Annotated in this window: 19 protein-coding genes; 1 reads left to right on the top strand and 18 read right to left on the bottom strand. The window is 56.3% G+C overall.

Annotated elements, in window-relative coordinates:
* Nucleotides 1-206 precede the first annotated feature (206 nt).
* From glyS to ABD76_RS09155, 17 genes are all read right to left on the bottom strand, one after another.
* Nucleotides 207-2,279 (bottom strand): glycine--tRNA ligase subunit beta, encoded by a 2,073-nt coding sequence (glyS, locus tag ABD76_RS09235; protein WP_197256228.1) that lies wholly within the window; start codon nucleotides 2,277-2,279, stop codon nucleotides 207-209.
* Entirely contained in the window at nucleotides 2,272-3,159 is an 888-nt protein-coding gene (gene glyQ, locus ABD76_RS09230; protein WP_197256226.1) for a glycine--tRNA ligase subunit alpha, read from the bottom strand. Before glyQ ends, glyS begins: the two co-directional genes overlap by 8 nt.
* A gap of 338 nt (nucleotides 3,160-3,497) precedes the next feature.
* Nucleotides 3,498-4,262: a DNA repair protein RecO gene (recO, locus tag ABD76_RS09225; RefSeq protein ID WP_197256224.1), complete on the bottom strand. Its 765-nt coding sequence runs from the start codon at nucleotides 4,260-4,262 to the stop codon at nucleotides 3,498-3,500.
* Nucleotides 4,263-4,382: 120 nt separating this feature from the next.
* The gene (locus tag ABD76_RS09220) at nucleotides 4,383-4,523 is read right to left on the bottom strand and encodes a YqzL family protein (protein ID WP_093471043.1); all 141 of its coding nucleotides are present in this window, start codon (nucleotides 4,521-4,523) and stop codon (nucleotides 4,383-4,385) included.
* A 135-nt stretch (nucleotides 4,524-4,658) separates the two neighbouring features.
* Nucleotides 4,659-5,588 carry a GTPase Era gene (era, locus tag ABD76_RS09215; RefSeq protein WP_197256222.1) on the bottom strand — a complete coding sequence of 310 codons (930 nt, stop codon included), beginning with the start codon at nucleotides 5,586-5,588 and terminating at the stop codon, nucleotides 4,659-4,661.
* 202 nt (nucleotides 5,589-5,790) lie between these two features.
* A complete protein-coding gene (locus ABD76_RS09210; RefSeq protein WP_197256220.1) occupies nucleotides 5,791-6,162 on the bottom strand; it encodes a diacylglycerol kinase family protein in 372 nt (123 codons plus the stop codon).
* Complete coding sequence (ybeY, locus tag ABD76_RS09205; protein WP_197256218.1) at nucleotides 6,162-6,665, bottom strand: rRNA maturation RNase YbeY; 504 nt, start codon at nucleotides 6,663-6,665, stop codon at nucleotides 6,162-6,164. Before ybeY ends, ABD76_RS09210 begins: the two co-directional genes overlap by 1 nt.
* Before the next feature lie 25 nt (nucleotides 6,666-6,690).
* Entirely contained in the window at nucleotides 6,691-9,111 is a 2,421-nt protein-coding gene (locus tag ABD76_RS09200; protein WP_197256216.1) for an HD family phosphohydrolase, read from the bottom strand.
* A 15-nt stretch (nucleotides 9,112-9,126) separates the two neighbouring features.
* Nucleotides 9,127-10,095 carry a PhoH family protein gene (locus ABD76_RS09195; RefSeq protein WP_197256214.1) on the bottom strand — a complete coding sequence of 323 codons (969 nt, stop codon included), beginning with the start codon at nucleotides 10,093-10,095 and terminating at the stop codon, nucleotides 9,127-9,129.
* A gap of 26 nt (nucleotides 10,096-10,121) precedes the next feature.
* The gene (yqfD, locus tag ABD76_RS09190; protein ID WP_197256212.1) at nucleotides 10,122-11,363 is read right to left on the bottom strand and encodes a sporulation protein YqfD; all 1,242 of its coding nucleotides are present in this window, start codon (nucleotides 11,361-11,363) and stop codon (nucleotides 10,122-10,124) included.
* Entirely contained in the window at nucleotides 11,360-11,653 is a 294-nt protein-coding gene (gene yqfC, locus ABD76_RS09185; protein ID WP_006675584.1) for a sporulation protein YqfC, read from the bottom strand. The genes yqfD and yqfC overlap by 4 nt, the downstream gene beginning before the upstream one ends.
* A gap of 1,015 nt (nucleotides 11,654-12,668) precedes the next feature.
* Nucleotides 12,669-13,163, bottom strand: coding sequence for a hypothetical protein (locus ABD76_RS09180; RefSeq protein ID WP_197256210.1), 495 nt, complete (start codon nucleotides 13,161-13,163; stop codon nucleotides 12,669-12,671).
* Between the two features lie 10 nt (nucleotides 13,164-13,173).
* Nucleotides 13,174-14,166, bottom strand: coding sequence for a flotillin-like protein FloA (gene floA, locus ABD76_RS09175; protein ID WP_197256208.1), 993 nt, complete (start codon nucleotides 14,164-14,166; stop codon nucleotides 13,174-13,176).
* 140 nt (nucleotides 14,167-14,306) lie between these two features.
* Nucleotides 14,307-15,680: an NfeD family protein gene (locus ABD76_RS09170; protein WP_197256206.1), complete on the bottom strand. Its 1,374-nt coding sequence runs from the start codon at nucleotides 15,678-15,680 to the stop codon at nucleotides 14,307-14,309.
* Nucleotides 15,681-15,828: 148 nt separating this feature from the next.
* Nucleotides 15,829-16,272, bottom strand: a complete 444-nt coding sequence (locus ABD76_RS09165; RefSeq protein ID WP_006676232.1) for a GatB/YqeY domain-containing protein — start codon at nucleotides 16,270-16,272, stop codon at nucleotides 15,829-15,831.
* A gap of 15 nt (nucleotides 16,273-16,287) precedes the next feature.
* Nucleotides 16,288-16,461 carry a 30S ribosomal protein S21 gene (gene rpsU / locus ABD76_RS09160; RefSeq protein ID WP_005547957.1) on the bottom strand — a complete coding sequence of 58 codons (174 nt, stop codon included), beginning with the start codon at nucleotides 16,459-16,461 and terminating at the stop codon, nucleotides 16,288-16,290.
* 169 nt (nucleotides 16,462-16,630) lie between these two features.
* Complete coding sequence (locus ABD76_RS09155) at nucleotides 16,631-16,981, bottom strand: histidine triad nucleotide-binding protein (RefSeq protein ID WP_197256204.1); 351 nt, start codon at nucleotides 16,979-16,981, stop codon at nucleotides 16,631-16,633.
* 116 nt (nucleotides 16,982-17,097) lie between these two features.
* On the opposite strand from ABD76_RS09155, the gene ABD76_RS09150 reads away from it, so the two are divergent.
* Nucleotides 17,098-17,865: an alpha/beta hydrolase gene (locus ABD76_RS09150; RefSeq protein ID WP_197256202.1), complete on the top strand. Its 768-nt coding sequence runs from the start codon at nucleotides 17,098-17,100 to the stop codon at nucleotides 17,863-17,865.
* 54 nt (nucleotides 17,866-17,919) lie between these two features.
* On the opposite strand, the gene ABD76_RS09145 is transcribed toward ABD76_RS09150, so the two are convergent.
* On the bottom strand, nucleotides 17,920-18,342 hold the full coding sequence (locus ABD76_RS09145) for a hypothetical protein (protein WP_420901933.1): 423 nt from the start codon (nucleotides 18,340-18,342) through the stop codon (nucleotides 17,920-17,922).
* Nucleotides 18,343-18,487 lie beyond the last annotated feature (145 nt).

The raw sequence follows: 18,487 nt of genomic DNA, 5'->3' as shown, positions 1-18,487 counted from the left end.
CGGCGTCAACGGAAAGTTATAATTTTCACCGTTACTATTATATACGCTGTAAGCCGTAAAAATCCTGCTTCGCAAACGTGAATTTCCGAAGGGAATTCGGCGTTTTTTGTCGAAGCCCGGACAAAAAGGAAGGAACATGTCGAAGAAGATCTTCTTCATGTTCCAGCCATGCCGGCGCATCCCGCTGCGCCGGCCGCGTTGCTTGTTCAGGATGCCCAGACCAGCTTCGAGAAATCGGCATACCGACGGATATCGGCCGCGATGTTGGCGAGCAGGGCCAGCCGGTTCGCCCGGACCGCCTCATCCTCCGCCATGACCATCACCTGGTCGAAAAAGCGGTTGACCGGATCCTGAAGCCGTCCCAGCACGGCCAGCGCTTCGGCCGCGTCCGCGAACGCCGCTTCATAGGCCTCGTGCACTTCGGTCCACCGCTCGAACAGCTCTCGCTCCGCATCATGCTCGAACCGATTGGCATCGATCGCTTCCGATTCCGCCTTGGCCGCCAGATTGCATACGCGGTTGAACGATTCGGCCGTCAGCTTGAACTCCTCGGCGGCGACCGCCTGCATCAGCGCCTCCGCGCGCGCCACCGTTTGCTTCACATCGTCATAGCCCGAGGCCATGATCGCGTCGGCCACATCGTACCGGACGGAGTCCGCCAGCACATTTTTCACGCGCAAGCCGAAAAATTCAACGAGATCCCGCCGAACCTCCTCGCTGCTCCGCTTCAGCAACTGCGCCTTCTCATGCACATCCAGGGCGATATCGAGCATCATATGAAGCGTCAGCGGCAGGCCGCGCTCCAGCAGCACTTGGACAATCCCGGTCGCTTGGCGGCGCAGGCCGTACGGATCCTGCGAGCCTGTCGGAATGATGCCGATGGCGAAGCAGCCGACGAGCGTATCCAGCTTATCCGCGAGGCTGATAATGCAGCCTACCAGCGTGTCCGGCGCCGGATCCCCGGAATACCGCGGCTTGTAATGCTCATTGATGGCGCGGGCGACCGCTTCCGGTTCCCCGGCCTTGCGGGCATAATCCTCACCCATCATGCCCTGCAGCTCCGGAAATTCATAGACCATTTGCGTGACGAGGTCGAACTTGCAAATATCCGCCGCCCGGCTCACCCACAGCGCCGTCTCCCGATCGGTCTCCACCGCCAGGGCGAGCGCATCGGCAATCGCATGCAGCCGGCGGATTTTGTCGCCGATCGTGCCAAGCTCCTCGTGGAACACGATCGAATCGAGCTTATGCACGCAATCGATAATGCGCAGCTTCTGATCTTCCTCGTAGAAGAACTTGGCGTCCGACAAGCGGGCGCGAAGCACCTTCTCGTTGCCCTTGACGACTTGATCCAGTCCGGCCGCATCGCCGTTCCGGACGGTCACGAAGTATGGAAGGAGCTGCCCCTCCGCATTCAATACCGGGAAGTAGCGCTGATGCTCGCGCATCGACGTAATCAGCACGTCCTGCGGAATGTGCAGGAACGCTTCATCGAATGTGCCGTACAGCACGGTCGGATACTCGACCAGGAACAGCACCTCTTCCAGCAGATCGTCCTTGACGGCGATGTGCCAGCCGTTCTCCGCGGCCAACGCGTCAATCTGGCGCGTAATCTCCGCCACCCGCTCATCGGCGTCCGCGATCACATATTGCCCGCGCAAGCGCTCCACATAGTGAGCCGGCTCATCAATCATCACCTCTCCGCCGAGGAAGCGGTGGCCGCGGGATACGTTCCCTGCCTTCACGCCGGCGATTTCCAGCGGAATAATATCGGTTCCATGCAGCGCCACAATCCAGCGGATCGGGCGAACATAGCGCATTTCCTTGTCTCCCCAACGCATGTTTTTCGGAAAGGTCATCGCCTGAACAAGCGAAGCGAGGCCTTCTCCCAACACGGCGGACGTCTCCGTTCCGATGCTGCTCTTGTTGGCGTACACGTATTCCACGCCGTTCAGTTCCCGAAAAAAGAGCTGCTCCGGGTCAATGCCCTGACTGCGGGCGAAGCCAAGCGCGGCCTTGGTCCACGCGCCGTTCTCGTCAAGCGCGATCTTGCGGGCCGGGCCTTTCACTTCCTCGTGAATATCCGTCTGCTTGTCGGCCGCCTCGCGAACGATGACAGCCAATCGGCGAGGGGTCCCGTACACTTGAATGCCGGCGAATCCGATCCGCGATTCCGTCAGCCAGCGTTCCATCCGGCTCTGCAGCTGCTCCATCGCGGGGCGCATGAAGCGTGCCGGCACTTCTTCCAGTCCAAGCTCCAACAGTATATCTTTAGGCATGGCGTTCCTCTCCCTTCTTCAACAGCGGGAAGCCGAGCTTCTCCCGTTCCTCCAAATACGTGGCCGCGACCTGGCGGGCCAGATTGCGCACCCGGACAATATATCCGGTGCGTTCGGTCACGCTGATGGCTCCGCGCGCATCCAGCAAATTGAACGTGTGCGAGCATTTGAGCACATAATCGTAGGCCGGGAACACGAGATGCTGCTCCATGGCCCGGTTCGCTTCCTGCTCATACATCGTGAATAGCGAGAACAGCATCGCCGTGTCGCTCACTTCAAACGTATATTTCGAATGCTCGTATTCCGGCTGCTGGAAGACGTCGCCGTAGGTGACTCCATCGACCCATTCCAGATCGAACACATTCTCTTTTTCTTGAATATAAGAAGCCAGGCGCTCCAGCCCGTACGTAATCTCGACCGATACCGGGTGCGCGTCGATGCCCCCGACCTGCTGGAAATAAGTGAACTGCGTAATCTCCATTCCGTCGAGCCATACTTCCCAGCCGAGTCCCCACGCGCCCAGCGTCGGAGCTTCCCAGTTATCCTCGACGAACCGGATGTCATGCTGGAGCGGATCGATGCCGAGGCGGCGCAAGCTGTCGAGATAGAGCTCCTGAATATTGTCCGGCGAAGGCTTCAGAATCACCTGGAATTGATGATGCTGATACAGCCGGTTCGGATTCTCCCCATAACGGCCGTCCGCCGGGCGGCGGGATGGCTCCACGTAGGCGACATTCCACGGCTCGGGGCCGATGGAGCGCAAAAACGTCATCGGATTCATCGTTCCGGCGCCTTTTTCGACGTCATATGGCTGCACGAGGATGCAGTTCTGCTCAGACCAGAATTGTTGAAGCGTCAAAATCATTTGCTGAAAATTCATGGCTTTCTCTCCTTTGCCTTTACATTCGCGGCAGGCCCGACGAGCGCGCAAAAAAACTCCCGCCCTACGTCTGGTGCCAGACGTAGGGACGAGAGTTATCTTCCCGCGGTTCCACCCTACTTGAACGATTGCCTCAGCCATTGCGCATAAGTGCGTGCGCACAAGCCGCAATCATTCCACTTTCTCCGTTCCTTGCTCCAAAGTGCCTGTTCATTCGCCCGTTCGTCCGGGCTCCCACCATCCCCGGATCGCTATGTCTCGAAGCTTGGACGAACTACTTCCTTCTTCAACGCAAGCCAATCTATCTACAGCTTGGATTTATTATAACGAATGGCATTCTACTCGTCAAGATTGGCCAAATCATACTTCTCCATCTGATCGAGGAACTGCTGCGACTTCAACCGGACGCCGACATGCGTGTCCATATAGCCGCGCATGAATGCGCGCAGCCGGAGCTTCGTTTCCGGCTTCAGAGTCACATTCCCCAGGCGGCGGAGATCCGTCTTCTCGAACTGGCGGAGCAGCGTCAGCATCACCGGACCGGCCTTATACTGCTCATGCTCCCGCATCAGGCAGGCACGGCAGAGCGCGCCGCCGAGACGCCAGCCGACTCCGCTCAGCTCGTCCTCCCTGCCGCAGCTGACGCAGGCGTAGAGCTGCGGCGCGACGCCGGTGCGCTGCCATAGCTTCATCTCCAGCAGATGCGTGGTTACCTGCGCATCCTTGCCGGCCTCCAACGCCTCCAAATACGCATGCAGTTGATCGAACATGGCGCCCCCGGCCTCCTCGTCCTGCAAGGCCCGGTCGACCAATTCGGCTGCGTAAGAGGCGTAAGCGGCCAGGTGAAGCTGCTCGCGCAGCGTATGGTGCCCCTCCAGAATCTCGCATGAGTTCAAGGTGCCGATATGCCCCATTCCCCGGAAAAAGACGTATTCCCCGTATGTAAAGAGCTGAGTGGCAGCCGCATGACGGCTGCGCACCTTCTTGGCTCCCCGCACCAGGACGCCGACTTTGCCATGCGACTTGGTGCATAGCGTGATGATCTTGTTGCCTTCCCCATAATCCATACTGCGGATGACGATTCCTTCCACCCGATATAGCACGCTCGTCCTCCCATGCGCATTACGTTGCTTGAATGTTAATAGTGTTCAAAAAGGCCGGTTTTCAGCACCGAGAAGGTCGCTTCAACTCGAGAGCCGACTTTTTGAACCACCTCTATGAATCTATGATTCCGCTGAATTCTCCAACGGCGGTACGTCTAGCGAAGATTCTTCCGTTTCCGACAGCTGTCTGGACTGCTTATACAACAAATAAGCATCAACATCTCCCGTCATGGCAAATACGTTCCACGAGAAATCATGCATCCGTATATCCCCTTTCGTTGGAAATGACTATGCGTTCCATCCTTAGGTTGCGCTGCGGTATCAAGATTATCCCATGCAATATTTGGTCACGATCGGCACGGACTTATGCGCGAAAGAATTCGCCTGACGCCGTTCTCACGCATCGTGGCGGAAGCCGAGATCGCGAAGAATCCGCTCTTGATTGCGCCAGTCCTTCTTCACTTTGACCCATAGCTCCATGAACGTCTTCGAGCCGAGCAAATGCTCAATATCCTGGCGGGCCAGCTTGCCAATCTCCTTCAGGAGCGCTCCTTGCTTGCCGATGACGATGCCCTTCTGTGAATCGCGCTCAACATAAATAACGGCGGAAATATAGACGACGCCGTTGTCCTGCACTCTCATATCCTCGATGGCGACCGCAATCGAGTGCGGGATCTCTTCCCGGGTCAAATGCAGGATTTTCTCCCGTATCAGCTCCGCCACGACGAACTGCTCCGGATGATCGGTAATCTGATCGTCCGGATAGTACTTCGGCCCTTCCGGCATGTACGAGCCGAGCACTTCCAGCAGCCGGTTGACATTATTGCCGTGAAGCGCAGAGATCGGCACGATCTCCGCGAATTCGAACAGGTCATTATAGGCCTTAATCATTGGAGGCAGCTCATCGGGATGCACCTGATCGATTTTGTTCATCACGAGAATGACCGGCGTCTTCACCTTGGCCAACTGCTCTATAACAAATTTATCCCCGCTGCCCAGGCCCGCTGAAACATCGACAAGAAACAAAATGACCTCTACCTCGTTCAAGGTGTTATAGGCCACTTGGTTCATATAGTCGCCCAGCTTCGATTTGCGCTTATGAATGCCCGGCGTATCCAGAAATACGATCTGCGTGTCCTCTGTCGTATAGACACCGTGGATTTTATTCCGCGTGGTCTGCGGCTTGTCGGACATAATGGCGATTTTCTGCCCGATCACATGATTCATTAGCGTCGATTTGCCGACATTCGGCCGCCCGACGATGGCTGCAAAGCCGGATTTAAATGAGGTTCGGTTCGATCTCGGTTCGTCTTGAAATGTGTTCAACGCAAGTTGCCTCCCGTTTATTTTATCATATATGTACGCAAGCGGTGACCGCCGCTGCAAAATAATGCAATTCCGGCAATCACCGCTTGCGATGCGTCCCATCGGTTCCGCTGCGATTCGATTTGGCTTGGCCGGGGGTCCTCCAATGCCGGGTTGCTTCCCGCATGATTCGCAATCACAGGCCATGTGGGGGAACTACCCTTTACAAGAAACTCCGCAGCAGATGCAGCAGACGCCCCGCGAATAAGACCACTCCGACAATAACGGCAAATACCGCCGTCACGAACACGGCTCCTGCGGCGGTATCCTTCGCAATTTTAGCAAGAGGATGCGGATCGGGCATCGTAAGATCAACCGCCGATTCCACCGCGGTATTCATCAATTCGGCCGACACCACCAGCGTGATCGCGAGCGCAAGCCACAGCCATTCGCCGGCCGATATCCCGAAGCCCGCCCCCAACAGACAGGCCGCTACGGCGGCCGCCGCGTGAACGCGCATATTCCGCTGGGTGCGGAAGGCATAAAGAATTCCTTCGCATGCTGCCCGGAATGTATCCGCCCACGGCCGTCTCATTAGCGGATCAGCCCAACCCGGCCAAGAACCGCCTCCTGCTTGTCCATCATCTCGCGCTCGCTCTTCTCGTCCTGATGATCGTAGCCGAGCAGATGAAGGAAGCCGTGGACGAACAAAAATCCGATTTCCCGTTCAAGCGAATGCCCGTATTCCTCGGCCTGGGCCTGCGCGCGTTCGGTGGAAATGATAATGTCCCCGAGCAAATCATCGTTCAGGCCTTCCAGCTCGGCATCCTCTTCCACTTCGTATAAGATGTCCATCTCTTCATCGGTCGATTCGCGCATCGCGAAGGACAGCACGTCCGTCGGACGATCGATGCCGCGATACTCGCGGTTCAGCTCGTGGATGGCCGCGTCATCGACGAAGGTGAGGGCAACTTCTCCGCCATCCACGCCTTCTGCCCGGGCCGCTTCTTGCAATATCCGCTCCAGCAGCTCAATGAGCGGCGGTTCAATCGGAAGCTTCTCCTGATCATTGTTCCATTCCAGCTTCACTGTGTGCATGTTCCGTAATCTCCTTCATCACGCTCTACGATTTATCGTCCGGTTGCGAATCCGGTTCGCTGCTCGACGCTTTTGGCTTCGTCTTCGGCTTCGGCTCGGCTCCCGGCCTTGCCGCCTGGTCGGACTGCGCCTCGACCACCGCCTCGTCCGCTTGCCACTCCTTCTTCTCGCCGGAGGAGGCATCCGCAGAGGATTCCGGCTTGGCGCCGCCCTCCTTCGCCTTCGGATCGTCCGGATATTCGATGCGGGAATGGAATATCCCCATGACGGTCTGCTTCAGCGACTGGCCGATAATGTCCAGCTCGCGCAGGGTCAGATCGCATTCATTGAATTGATTGTCATCCAGACGGTCTTTAATGATTTTTTGGATCATCGATTCAATCTGCTCCACGGTCGGGTGGCGGAGCGAGCGGACCGCCGCTTCCACGCAATCGGCAATGCCGACGACGGCCGCTTCCTTCGATTGCGCCTTCGGCCCCGGATAACGGAAGTCATCTTCCGTGAAATCGGGCTCCTTGCCCTGCTCCTTGGCCAGCTTCAGCGCCTTGTAATAGAAATACTTCAAAAATGTCGTGCCATGATGCTGCTCGGCGATATCCCGTATCGGCTTCGGCAGCTTGTAGTCTTTGAGCATTTCGGCGCCGTCGCGGGCATGCGCGACAATAATCGAAGTGCTCAGCTTCGGATCGATGAAATCATGCGGATTATCCATATTCGTCTGATTCTCGATGAAATAGCTTGGACGCTTCGTCTTGCCGATGTCGTGATAGAACGCGCCCACGCGGCAAAGCAGCCCGTTGGCGCCGATCGCTTCGGCCGCCTGCTCGGCCAGATTGCCGACCATGACGCTATGATGATACGTGCCCGGCGTCTCGGTCAGGAGCTTCCGCAGGAGCGGATGGTTCGGGTTCGACAGCTCGACCAGCTTCAGCGCGGACAAAATGCCGAAGGTCACTTCGAAGAACGGCATCAATCCCATCACCAGCACCGCATTCAACAGCCCGCTCGCAAAGGCGAACGCCGCGGCGAGCATCGTCTCGCGCTGATTGAGCGCATCCCCGTTCAGCATGGACAGCGTCAGCACCGTCAAGCTGCCGAAGATGCAGACCATAATACCCGCCTTCAATATTGTCGATCGCTGGCTCGCCCGGTGGATCGCGAATATCGCCGCATAGGAGGTGACGAGGGCGAAAAATCCGAAATGGAAATCAAACAAGGCGCCCTGATGCGTATTCAAAATGATGCTGGCGACAACGCTCAGCACGACCGCGCTAATATAGGCAAGCGGCAGATCGATCAAGAGCGTAATCAGCATGACGCCCATGGCGACCGGCGCCGCGTAGCCGATAAATACCGCGTCTTCTGTCTGCGAGTACGCGATAATATGGACGGCGATGATATTGATCGTGAAAATAAGCAGCAGCATCAGCAGCTGCACATTGTTGAATTTGAAATGCGTATGGCTCGCCTGGCGCATGAACATGAACAAGACGAGCGAGAACAGCGCCGACAGAAGCAGCAGACCGAACTGCGGCCAATAATTGACCTCGGTCTTCAGCAGATCGTTCTCACGCAGCAAATCATACATTTCTTGCGTAATCAGTTGGCCCTTTTTGACGAAAATATCGCCCTGCTTAATAAATACCGGCGGCGTATTCTCGCGCGCCTGAACCTTCGCTTCCTTCGTCGCTTCATCGTCATAGAACTTGTTCGGCGTAATGACGAGCCGGACCAGTTCCTGCACGACTTCGCGCGCCGAGCGCTTGTTCAGAGAGCTGGCGTTGACGTATTCGGGCACTTTCGCCCGGGCGATTGCCGCTTCGGGCACCGCATCGCTCATCAGCTTCGATACGAGCTCCCGCGCCACCGATTTCATTTCCGTAATATCTTCCTTGGTCAGTCTCGCGATCTTGATGTACGTTTCCTCGGGAATACGGTAAGTCTGCTCCTCGAGACGCTTGCTTATTTCCTCCAGCATCACGCTGGAATAGGTGTTGGTATTCCGTCCCGTCGTCAGGAACTGGCGCATATGATCCTTCACCATCTCCGGAATTTCCCGCCGGAATACGTCCACCTTCTGGGAATAAGAGATCGTCTCGTCCGAGTTCAGTTGCTCAATCCGATCGAATATGCTGTCTGACAGGCGCTCGTTGCGCAAAGAAATGATATCGTAAATCGGCTGCACCCGTTCGGCCGCCTGATCCTGGGCTTTGAGCGTCGCCTTCTTGTCCGGTATCTGAATCGGCGCGATAATGTCCTTCTCGCTCCGCGCGTTGACCTCGATATCGAATTTCTCCGGCAGCACGCTCGGGGCCAAACTGATATAGAACAGCAGCGTGATGAGAAAAAACAAAAGAAAGCGCACGCCGACGCTGTACTTCCAACCGGACATATTCACTTGCCGGGCCGGCTTGCTTCCGTCGCCGGAACGATTTGTCTTTAGCATAGAGAACAACCCTCTCTATCCTTGGTTTTCGCTATCCTTCTGATAAGCTGTAATAATTTTCTGCACTAAGGAATGACGAACGACATCCTGCTCGGCAAAGTGCACAAAGCCGATTTCTTCAATCTCATGCAAAATATGAGAAGCCTCCACCAGGCCCGAGCGCTTGCCGCGCGGCAGATCGATCTGGGTGATGTCTCCGGTGATGACCATCTTCGAGCCGAATCCGAGCCGTGTCAGGAACATCTTCATCTGCTCGGGCGTCGTATTCTGGGCTTCGTCCAAAATAATGAACGCGTCATCAAGCGTCCGGCCGCGCATGTAAGCAAGCGGCGCGACCTCGATCAGTCCCCGTTCCAATGCTTTCCCGACTTGATCCAGGCCCATGACGTCATACAGCGCATCATACAACGGCCGCAAATACGGATCTACCTTCTCCTGCAGATCCCCCGGAAGGAAGCCCAGATTCTCGCCGGCCTCTACGGCCGGGCGGGTCAATACGATCCGCTTGACCGCTCCTTCCTTCAGCGCCATCACCGCCAGGACGACGGCCAGATACGTCTTGCCCGTCCCGGCCGGACCGATGCCGAACACGATATCCTTCTTCTTAATGGTGGATACATAATGCCGCTGCCCGATCGTCTTCACCCGTATCGGCTTGCCCCGGTAGGTGTGGGCAATCTCGCCTCTGAACAGATCGAGCAGTTCGTGGACTTTCCAATCCTGCGCCAAATCGAGGGCGTACTGAATGTCGCGCTCGGACAGCGCAATGTTGTTCCGCACCAGCTCTAGCAGAACTTCGAACAGCTGCTGCAGCTTCTCAACCTCCATCGCCTCTCCCGAAATGGAAATCTCCGCATCCCGCGACATCACGTTCGCGTCCGTGCCGCTCTGAATCATGCGCAGGTACTTGTCCTGCGGGCCGAAGAGAGCCAATCCCTCGGCAACGTTCTGCAGTGTAAGCTTGACAATTGTTGGTTGCGTCAAAAACTCTCAGTCTCCTTAAACGTTCATTATCCTCTCGCTTGTGGAGGCGCCGCTTGTTCATCCTGCGCACCCGGATCCGGCTGTGCCTCCGGCACAATCGGCAATTCTTCCGCAATCGACTGCTCCACTTCAAAAAGCACCTTCATGACCACTTTACCATTGTCCGCCTTCTGATGCAAAATTTTTTCCTCATGAATTCGCGCATCGGGACCGTTCTTGGCCAACACGTCGGCCCGGGCCTCCTGCAGCCCCGCGGCAGCCGCCTCCTGCTCGCTTCGCTCCTCCGAGATGATATGGGCTTCCTTCAGCACCTCCGTCTGCCAGCCGAACGGCAGCACCCATTGCCTCCATTGCAGCCGCTTCGCTTCCACGATCGTCTCGTAGGTGTCGAACGGAATGCCGCCATAGCCGGCGATCTGCAGCCGTCTGTCTCCCGCCGTTACATAGCGAAGCTCCTTTTCCTCCCCGGTATATACTTTGCGCTTCGTGACAAGGGGGGCCGCCACATCATATTCATGCCAGACGAGCGCCCGCACCTCTCCCTTGGCCGCGACCGTGCTCGGCAGCTCCTCGGTTCCGATTCGTCCCGAGATGAGAATATCGCCCTTCTTCACCCGAGAATGCTGTCTCACGGCCGGACGGCCCCGCTCCGCGATAATATGCGTAATAATCCCGTCTGTCTTGGCCACAAGATGACGCGGGTTGACGAGCCCCTTATTTTCAGGCAGGGTGGATTCCACCACATGAATCCGGATTCTTGTCCCGTTCCGTTCAATGCCAATCCACGAGACGCCCTTGAGCTGCGTATTCATCGCCTTGGAGACGGCGTCCGGATCGCGCAGCCGAAAGGTCCATTGGAACGGGTAAATCCCCTGCTGCCTCGCCTGCTTCAGCACTTCCTCCGTCGGAATGCGGACATTGCCCGTGACTTCGATGCTCCAGACGAGAGAAGACAGCATGTACAATCCGAGCAAAAAAAGAATTCCGCCCATGACAAAAAACTTCCGCCGGCGGATGCGTACGATAGAGAACGGAAGCCCGAACCGCCGCTCCACATGGATGCGGCAGCCTGTCTTCTTTAACAGCGGACGAAGACGCCAAAAATCGCTGATCAGCAAATAACATTCCGCCTGGCCGTCCGGGAGACGCCGGACATCCCAAATTCTGATTTGTTGCACCGCGGCGGCATTGATAAAGGTTTCGATTTTGCCGCCGCGCAGACTGACACGGACATAGCCGCGCAGGCGGGCAAATGAAGGAGCTTTCACGACGTTCCCCCCGTTCCGTGATACTTGATATCGTTGATAACGCCCTCGATACAGATTTCCTCGGTATAGATGGCGCGAATCGTCAAGTCGGTTCCGTACACTTCCAGTTGGCCCGCTGCCAAGGCGAGTCGCATATGCTGATCGGAGAAGTGAAGAATGCCCTGATGGTTCTCTACGACCAGCTTGCGATTGCCGGTCATGACCAGACGGGGCATATCCGTGATCATATCCTGCGGCAGATCGAACCAATTTACGGACCACTGGCGCAATTTGCGGGCAATGCGGCTCATTTTGGCAAAGGCCCCCTTCCTGTACTTTACAACCTATGCGGAACAAAGCCGGATTATGAAATATGAGGGAGCGGATGGAAAAGGTGAACGGCGAAACACCGAGGCGAGACCGCGGGACGGCGAGGGGCCCGTTGCTGGGTGGTTGGACAAGGGGCGTTTCTTGACATTGGGAGATGTCGAGGCGTGCAAAGAGGCATCGCCTCCAGGGGAGCGCGTTGCATCCGAGGCCGCACTGCTCCCTTGGATTCCTCCCGTTAGAACGCGCTCCTGACGCTTGGGCGGATCGCTGCCTTAGGGAGAGCGTTACTGCAGCCTGGGCGCATCGCCACTTTAGGTACCCTTGCTCCGACCCGCACTTGCTTTATTGAGAACACGAGGCGCCATCATAACGGCTTGGCATTGCTTGTCTGCCCGCGGCCTGTAAGCAGGCGAATGGCCTTCCTCGGGACTTGACATCGCCGCGAAAAGAGGTTGCAGGCGCCTCGCCTCGGGCAGGTTAGCGGAATGAGGGACGACAAGGGGGCTGAATGGAGACTTGGCTATCGGTCAGGGAAAAAATCTATCGAGCTATCCGCTTGAGAAAGGAACTCGTTCGTGCGGATGAGTGCGGAAAACTGCAATTTTACAGCATTTCCTGGACACCGAGTCACCGAAAAAAATATTCCTGCAAATCTGCAGGAATATCGCTCGTTATCGCTTGATTCCCCCCCAAATCAGGGCAAAAAGCTGCAGATTGGCAGCAATTTGCACCAAAATCGCTGTACCTAGAGAAAAATGCTGCATTTGAGCAGGAATTTTCTATTAGAACGGCAGAGAGAGGAATCCTTCAGCGCCCTTCCCTCCGTTTACGCATCAAAAAAGCCAGACCCGCGCAGCGTACGGTGCCCGTAACATCATCCCGCGCGGGTCAGGCTTGCGGCTCTCAGAGCCGACTCAACAAAACATAGTAACCGAGAAAATAAGCTGAACTTCCCGGCCAGGCGAGAAGCCGCTTCATACCGCGTAGAGCATCCGTTCAGGAAGAGCGGCGGCCATAGGGCCGCTTTGCCCGCGGCGGTCCCAAAATCTCGGACCAGAGCACGCCCTTCAGCGCCTCCTCCGGGCGAATCGCGGCGTGAGCGGCAGCGGCGGATTCCTTCTTGCTGGAATCCGCATGCCGCGGAGCGCCGGGCGGACGAACCGAAGGCTTCATCGCGGCAACTCTCTCTTCCAGCGTGATGCTGTCCGCCTCCTGCGAAGCATATCCTTGCGGGAGCCCGGCCTGGTAGCCTCGCTCTTCCTCCATATAGACCGGATAGGAGCGCTCCTTTTCGTTCATGTCATCTGGCTCGTCATCGCGATCGTCCGGTTCGGAGCCCGGCCGATTCGCCGCCGTATCGCCGCCGAAGCTCGGCATCCGATTGGCCGGCTTGTTGCCCTTCCGCAAGATAGAGAACACAAAGCCGATCAGAATGACGGCCAGAAATGGATTATTCAACAGAAAACGCAATACCTTTTCAAAGATATCCATGGCTCATCGCCTAGCTTTCCGATTTGTTGTCGCTGCCGTTTTCGCCCATTTTGCCGAGCGTGCCGCGCATATGAGTGTCGGCCTCGATGTTTTTCAGGTTCATGTAATCCATAACCCCGAGCTTGCCGGTGCGAAGAGCATCCGCCATCGCGAGCGGAACCTCGGATTCGGACTGAACGACGCGGGCGCGCATCTCGACGACGCGGGCCTTCATCTCTTGCTCTTCCGCGACCGCCATCGCGCGGCGCTCCTCCGCCTTCGCCTGAGCGATGCGCTTGTCTGCTTCCGCTTGCTCGGTTTGCAGATGCGCACCGATGTTCTTGCCTACGTCGACATCGGCGATATCGATGGACAGAATTTCGAATGCGGTGCCGGCATCAAGACCTTTGCCAAGCACGGTGCGGGAAATGAGATCCGGATTCTCCAAAACATCCTTGTGCGTGGAGCTTGAACCGACCGTCGTAACGATACCTTCGCCGACGCGGGCGATGATCGTCTCTTCCCCGGCGCCTCCGACGAGACGGTCGATATTGGCCCGAACCGTAACGCGGGCGCGAACCTTGACCTCGATCCCGTCCTTCGCCACCGCAGCGACGATCGGCGTCTCGATGACACGCGGGTTAACGCTCATTTGCACAGCCTGCAGAACGTCGCGGCCCGCCAAGTCGATCGCGGCGGCACGTTCGAATTCGAGGCTGATATTGGCCCGCTGCGCCGCGATAAGGGCATTGACGACGCGGTCAACATTACCTCCGGCAAGGTAATGGCTCTCCAGTTGGTTGATGGACAAGCCAAGTCCCGCCTTCGTCGCCTTGATCATCGGATTGACGATCCGGCTCGGGGTGACCCGGCGCAGACGCATCGCCACCAGCGTAATAATACCGATGCGGACTCCGGATGCAATGGCGGATATCCAGAGCATAACCGGGAAAAAGCTGAAAAACACACTCAGAGCGATAACAATAATCGCCCCGATTAACAGGGTGCTAACAAGTGGATCCATACGCAGTCATACCTCCAATTGTAATATGTAAATGCGGGACTGCCGTTCCGACAGTCGATTCTTTTCAACGATACAATGAAAGGACTCCAGGGTCAATGAATCATCCTGGAGACACTAAAATGAATGCAGCCTCCTCTCTCTCAAGAACCTTCATGCGGGCTGACGACGATGCGCGAGCCCTCCGTCATGACGACGACGACCTGCTCATCTTTCCCGATAAAAGCGCCGTCCGTGACAACGTCATATTTATGGCCGTCGAGCAGGATGGTCCCCGCCGGACGAAGCGGCGTAAGCGCCTTCCCGACCTTGCCGATCAGATCCGTATAATCGGCCGTCGATACAAAGCCTTGCTCCGTCGTAAGCGCATCCTTGAGGATGAACCGGTTCCAGATGCCGCGATGCTTGAAGATTCGCGCAATGATGACGACGACGATAACGGCTGCGACGAAGGCGGTGCCCAGGGACATGAGCGCGTTCCCCGTATCGTAGGCCGCGCGGACGACCCCGGAAATCAAGCTGACCGCACCCAGGATGCCCAGAATTCCGAAGCTTGGGATAAACATTTCCAGCGCCAGCAGCACTAACCCAATCAGGAGCAATACGATGGTCTCCACCCCCGCTAGTCCGGCAATAAAATGCCCAAAAAAGTATAAACCGAATCCGATGACGCCCAGTACGCCCGGGACGCCGAAGCCTGGCACGATCAGTTCAATCGCCACGCCCGCGATGCCGAGGAACAGCAGCAGCGTTGCAACCGCCGGAGTGACGACATAAGAAGCGACCCGTTCCGCTGCCGAGGGCTCGATGTGAACGATTTGAGCGCCGTCAAGCTTCATTTGGGACACCAAATCTTGCACGGAGGAAGCTTCATATTCCAAATATCCTGCCTGCTTCGCCTCATGGACGCTCAGGGACAGAACCTCTCCCGGCTGCTTCGTGCGGTTCAACTGCGGAAGCTCCACCTTGGCCTGCAGATCCGCCATCGCCGCAGCGACGCCGGCATCCCGGCCGTTCTTCTCCGCGGCGGATACCATCTGGCTGACCCACAGCGCGACGGCCTTCGGATCATCCACATACTTGTGAGACGAATCGACCAGCGCCGCAGAGCCGATAGCGCTTCCCGGAGTCATCGCGATCTCGTTCGCGCTGAGCGCCAGGAAGCTCCCCGCGGAAGCCGCCTTGCCGTGAACGAGCACGACCGTGCGCGCAGGACTCTCGATTATCCGCTGGCTAAGCTCCATCGATACATCTACATACCCGCCGGGAGTATCCATATCGAAAATGACCGCTTCCGGCTGAAGCTGCTCCGCCTCCTCCAGCGCGCGGAACAGGAAAGACTTCATGACCGGGTCAACCGTCCCCTTGATTGGAATCACGACCGCACTGCCCTTGCCCGCCTCTCCCTCGGCCTGAACCGGCGAGACAGCGGTTCCCAGCATGCCGGCGAGAACGGCCGCGGTCATCAGCCACAGGAGGCCTATGGCTGCAAATCGGTGCTTGAACGGGTGTTTCATCTCTCTAGTGTACCCCCTTCCCTTTTCAGACAGTCTATGCAGTAATACGTTACAATCCTCACGTCCGTTCCAGGAAATCGCTAGAAAAAAACACTCCCTTTCGTGAAAAGGAGTGTTTTTGTTCGTTGCATAAGGCTGTCAAAGACGCTTACTGCAGATATTGTTGAACTATCGTATTGACCAGCTTTCCGTCGGCGCGCCCTTTTACCTTCGGCATCAGGGCACCCATCAATTTCCCCATGTCGGCTTTCGAAGAAGCACCGGTCTCTTGGATAGCCTTCTGTACAATCTCTTTAATCTCTTCTTCGGAAAGTTGGGCAGGAAGATACTGCGTCAAAATCTCGATTTCGTCTTTCAATGAATCAGCTAAATCGTCTCGACCTGCGCTTTCAAATTGTTGGAGGGCATCTTTCCGCTGTTTGATTTCACGACCTAGAATCTCAAGCACTTCATCGTCATTCAAAGTTCTCTTAACATCTATCTCAACATTCTTGATCGCCGAACGTACCATCCGGATGGTGGAGAGTTTGAACTTGTCTTGACTTTTCATCGCTTGCTTCATATCTTCGTTCAATCGTTGGCTAAGATCCATTGGTGCTAATTCCTCCTAGAACTTTCTCTTGCGGGCAGCCTCGGACTTCTTCTTGCGCTTAACGCTTGGCTTTTCATAGTGCTTACGCTTTTTAACTTCAGCCAATACGCCATCTTTTGCAATGGAGCGCTTAAAGCGACGAAGTGCAGCATCGATTGTCTCGTTTTTGCGAACTTTCGTTTCAGACACCAGTTTTCCCTCCCTCCGACCAGACCGTCCAAGAACAACAACACGGTTATCAACCTACATTATATGTGATTGTAAAAGTGAGTGTCAACCTTGACGGCGCAATCTGTCTAGAATCATGCATCGGAAAGCAGGAATGGGGATCCGGTCCTTCCCATCCCCTTCCTGTCCGTTACGCTTTCGGCCCAATCAGAGCGCCCAGCGGCTCTCCTCCAAGCAGGTGAAAGTGAAGATGGAACACAACCTGTCCGCTGTCCTTCCCGCAGTTGTTGATCAAGCGGTAGCCCGAATCGGCAATGCCCAGGTCCCGGGCGATCTGCCGGGCAGCCAAGTGAATTTCTCCCATAAGGACAGCATCCTCTGCTTGTACATCGTTCATAGTTGCGATATGCTTTTTGGGGATAATAAGAATATGTACAGGCGCTTGGGGCGTAATGTCGTGAAAGGCGACAACATGCTCATTTTCCAGTACCTTTTTGGAAGGGATCGAACCTTCGATAATTTTGCAAAAAATACAGTCCATTTGAACGGCCTCCTTCTATTTTTCTCACCATATGATAGCGGATCAGCAGGTTATTCTCGAATACTGTTATCATATCAAAAACTGAGGGCTCGTCCAACTGAAAGGAGGTTATCCCGGTGTCTTCACCTCATAACCGGCCGAAGCGCCGCAGAGGGACGCGCATCCTTATCGGGGCCGCTGCCGTCCTGCTTGTGCTGTTTGGAGCTCTCGCCATCTATTTGCGCCCCTATCCCGCGGGCACGAAGGCGGAGCAGGCCATGGCTCCCGGCGAAGATGTCACCGTGACGAAGGAAGACGGCGTGCTGCGGTTCGAGACGACCGCCGAGCCGGCGGCCAACTTTATTTTCTATCCGGGAGGCTTGGTCCAGCCGGAAAGCTACGCGGTGCTGGCTCGCTCCTTGGCGGCTAAAGGGGTCAATACGTATATTATCGAAATGCCGCTCAATCTGGCGGTGCTCGATATTCAGGGCGCCAAGCGCGCACTTCCGCTCTTGAATCCCCGCGGGATCAATATTATCGGCGGACATTCGCTCGGCGGTACGATGGCGGCTGAATATGTGAAGAACAGCACGATCAACGTTCAGGGCATCGTGTTTCTGGCCTCATACCCTAACAGCGACATCAGCCAACTGAACATCCCGGTGCTGTCCATCTATGGCTCCCAGGATGGGGTGCTCAATCTGGAGCGGTATACGAACAGTAAATCCTATATGCCGGATTCCTTCGAGGAGCATGTCATCGAGGGAGGCAATCACGCGCAGTTCGGAGATTACGGCATGCAAAAGAAGGACAAGGGCGCGACCATATCGGACGATGAGCAAATTCGGGAAACGGCCGGCACGATCGTCGATTGGATCGCAACGCTGCACATATCCGGAACGTAACAGAAGGCCCGTCTGCATCGGTAGGTCGACCGAAGCAGACAAGCCTTCCCCCGATTAATAATACGGCAGCAGCGCCAAGGCCGTCAGCGCAGCCAGCGGCAAAATCAAGCGGTTGAACGGCCGGTAGTAGCCGAACGGGTAATACCCCGGATAAAAGCCGCCATAATAATAGCCCGGGTAAGAGCCGGGATAGCCTCCATAGAAGCCGTACGGCACAAAGGCGTGATCCATCGAAGCCGCAGCTCCCCCGTAATGCATCCATTGCCCCGCCGGAACCGCAAGGTAAAGATATTCGTCGTCCACATGCTCGACAATGCCGTGATAACAGCAGCCGTCATAGGTTGTAACCTTCACATACCGGTGCATATGCTTGAGGCACAGTTCATACATCGGGTGCTTCTCTCCCGCCGCACACCCTTTCTTCTCGACGGGAGCCGGCTTGACAATCGGCTTCACGCCCGTAACCTTCTTCTCCATCACGCTCTCCCACTTTCTGCACGAAAAGTTGATATACGATACTGTATTCGCCCAAGGGTGCAGAGGAGGGAACGGCTCTGTGGCGTTCGCTTCAAAAAAAGGGGGGCCGGCCAGAAAGGCGGATGACGCAAACCCCATCCTCTGA

The sequence above is a fragment of the Paenibacillus dendritiformis genome, from assembly GCF_015845845.1.
Lineage (GTDB): Bacteria > Bacillota > Bacilli > Paenibacillales > Paenibacillaceae > Paenibacillus_B > Paenibacillus_B dendritiformis_C.
The sequence above is the reverse complement of the archived record's forward strand: the minus strand, read 5'-3'. Positions and strand labels throughout refer to the sequence as shown.

Excerpts from the sequence above, each read along its gene's own strand:
- ybeY (WP_197256218.1), bottom strand. The coding sequence starts at position 6,665 with ATGCACACAGTGAAGCTGGAATGGAACAATGATCAGGAGAAGCTTCCG.
- ABD76_RS09165 (WP_006676232.1), bottom strand. The coding sequence starts at position 16,272 with ATGGATCTTAGCCAACGATTGAACGAAGATATGAAGCAAGCGATGAAA.
- ABD76_RS09220 (WP_093471043.1), bottom strand. The coding sequence starts at position 4,523 with ATGCATGATTTCTCGTGGAACGTATTTGCCATGACGGGAGATGTTGAT.
- ABD76_RS09180 (WP_197256210.1), bottom strand. The coding sequence starts at position 13,163 with ATGGATATCTTTGAAAAGGTATTGCGTTTTCTGTTGAATAATCCATTT.
- ABD76_RS09145 (WP_420901933.1), bottom strand. The coding sequence starts at position 18,342 with ATGGAGAAGAAGGTTACGGGCGTGAAGCCGATTGTCAAGCCGGCTCCC.
- yqfC (WP_006675584.1), bottom strand. The coding sequence starts at position 11,653 with ATGAGCCGCATTGCCCGCAAATTGCGCCAGTGGTCCGTAAATTGGTTC.
- ABD76_RS09210 (WP_197256220.1), bottom strand. The coding sequence starts at position 6,162 with ATGAGACGGCCGTGGGCGGATACATTCCGGGCAGCATGCGAAGGAATT.
- glyQ (WP_197256226.1), bottom strand. The coding sequence starts at position 3,159 with ATGAATTTTCAGCAAATGATTTTGACGCTTCAACAATTCTGGTCTGAG.
- floA (WP_197256208.1), bottom strand. The coding sequence starts at position 14,166 with ATGGATCCACTTGTTAGCACCCTGTTAATCGGGGCGATTATTGTTATC.
- ABD76_RS09170 (WP_197256206.1), bottom strand. The coding sequence starts at position 15,680 with ATGAAACACCCGTTCAAGCACCGATTTGCAGCCATAGGCCTCCTGTGG.
- ABD76_RS09200 (WP_197256216.1), bottom strand. The coding sequence starts at position 9,111 with ATGCTAAAGACAAATCGTTCCGGCGACGGAAGCAAGCCGGCCCGGCAA.
- ABD76_RS09155 (WP_197256204.1), bottom strand. The coding sequence starts at position 16,981 with ATGGACTGTATTTTTTGCAAAATTATCGAAGGTTCGATCCCTTCCAAA.
- glyS (WP_197256228.1), bottom strand. The coding sequence starts at position 2,279 with ATGCCTAAAGATATACTGTTGGAGCTTGGACTGGAAGAAGTGCCGGCA.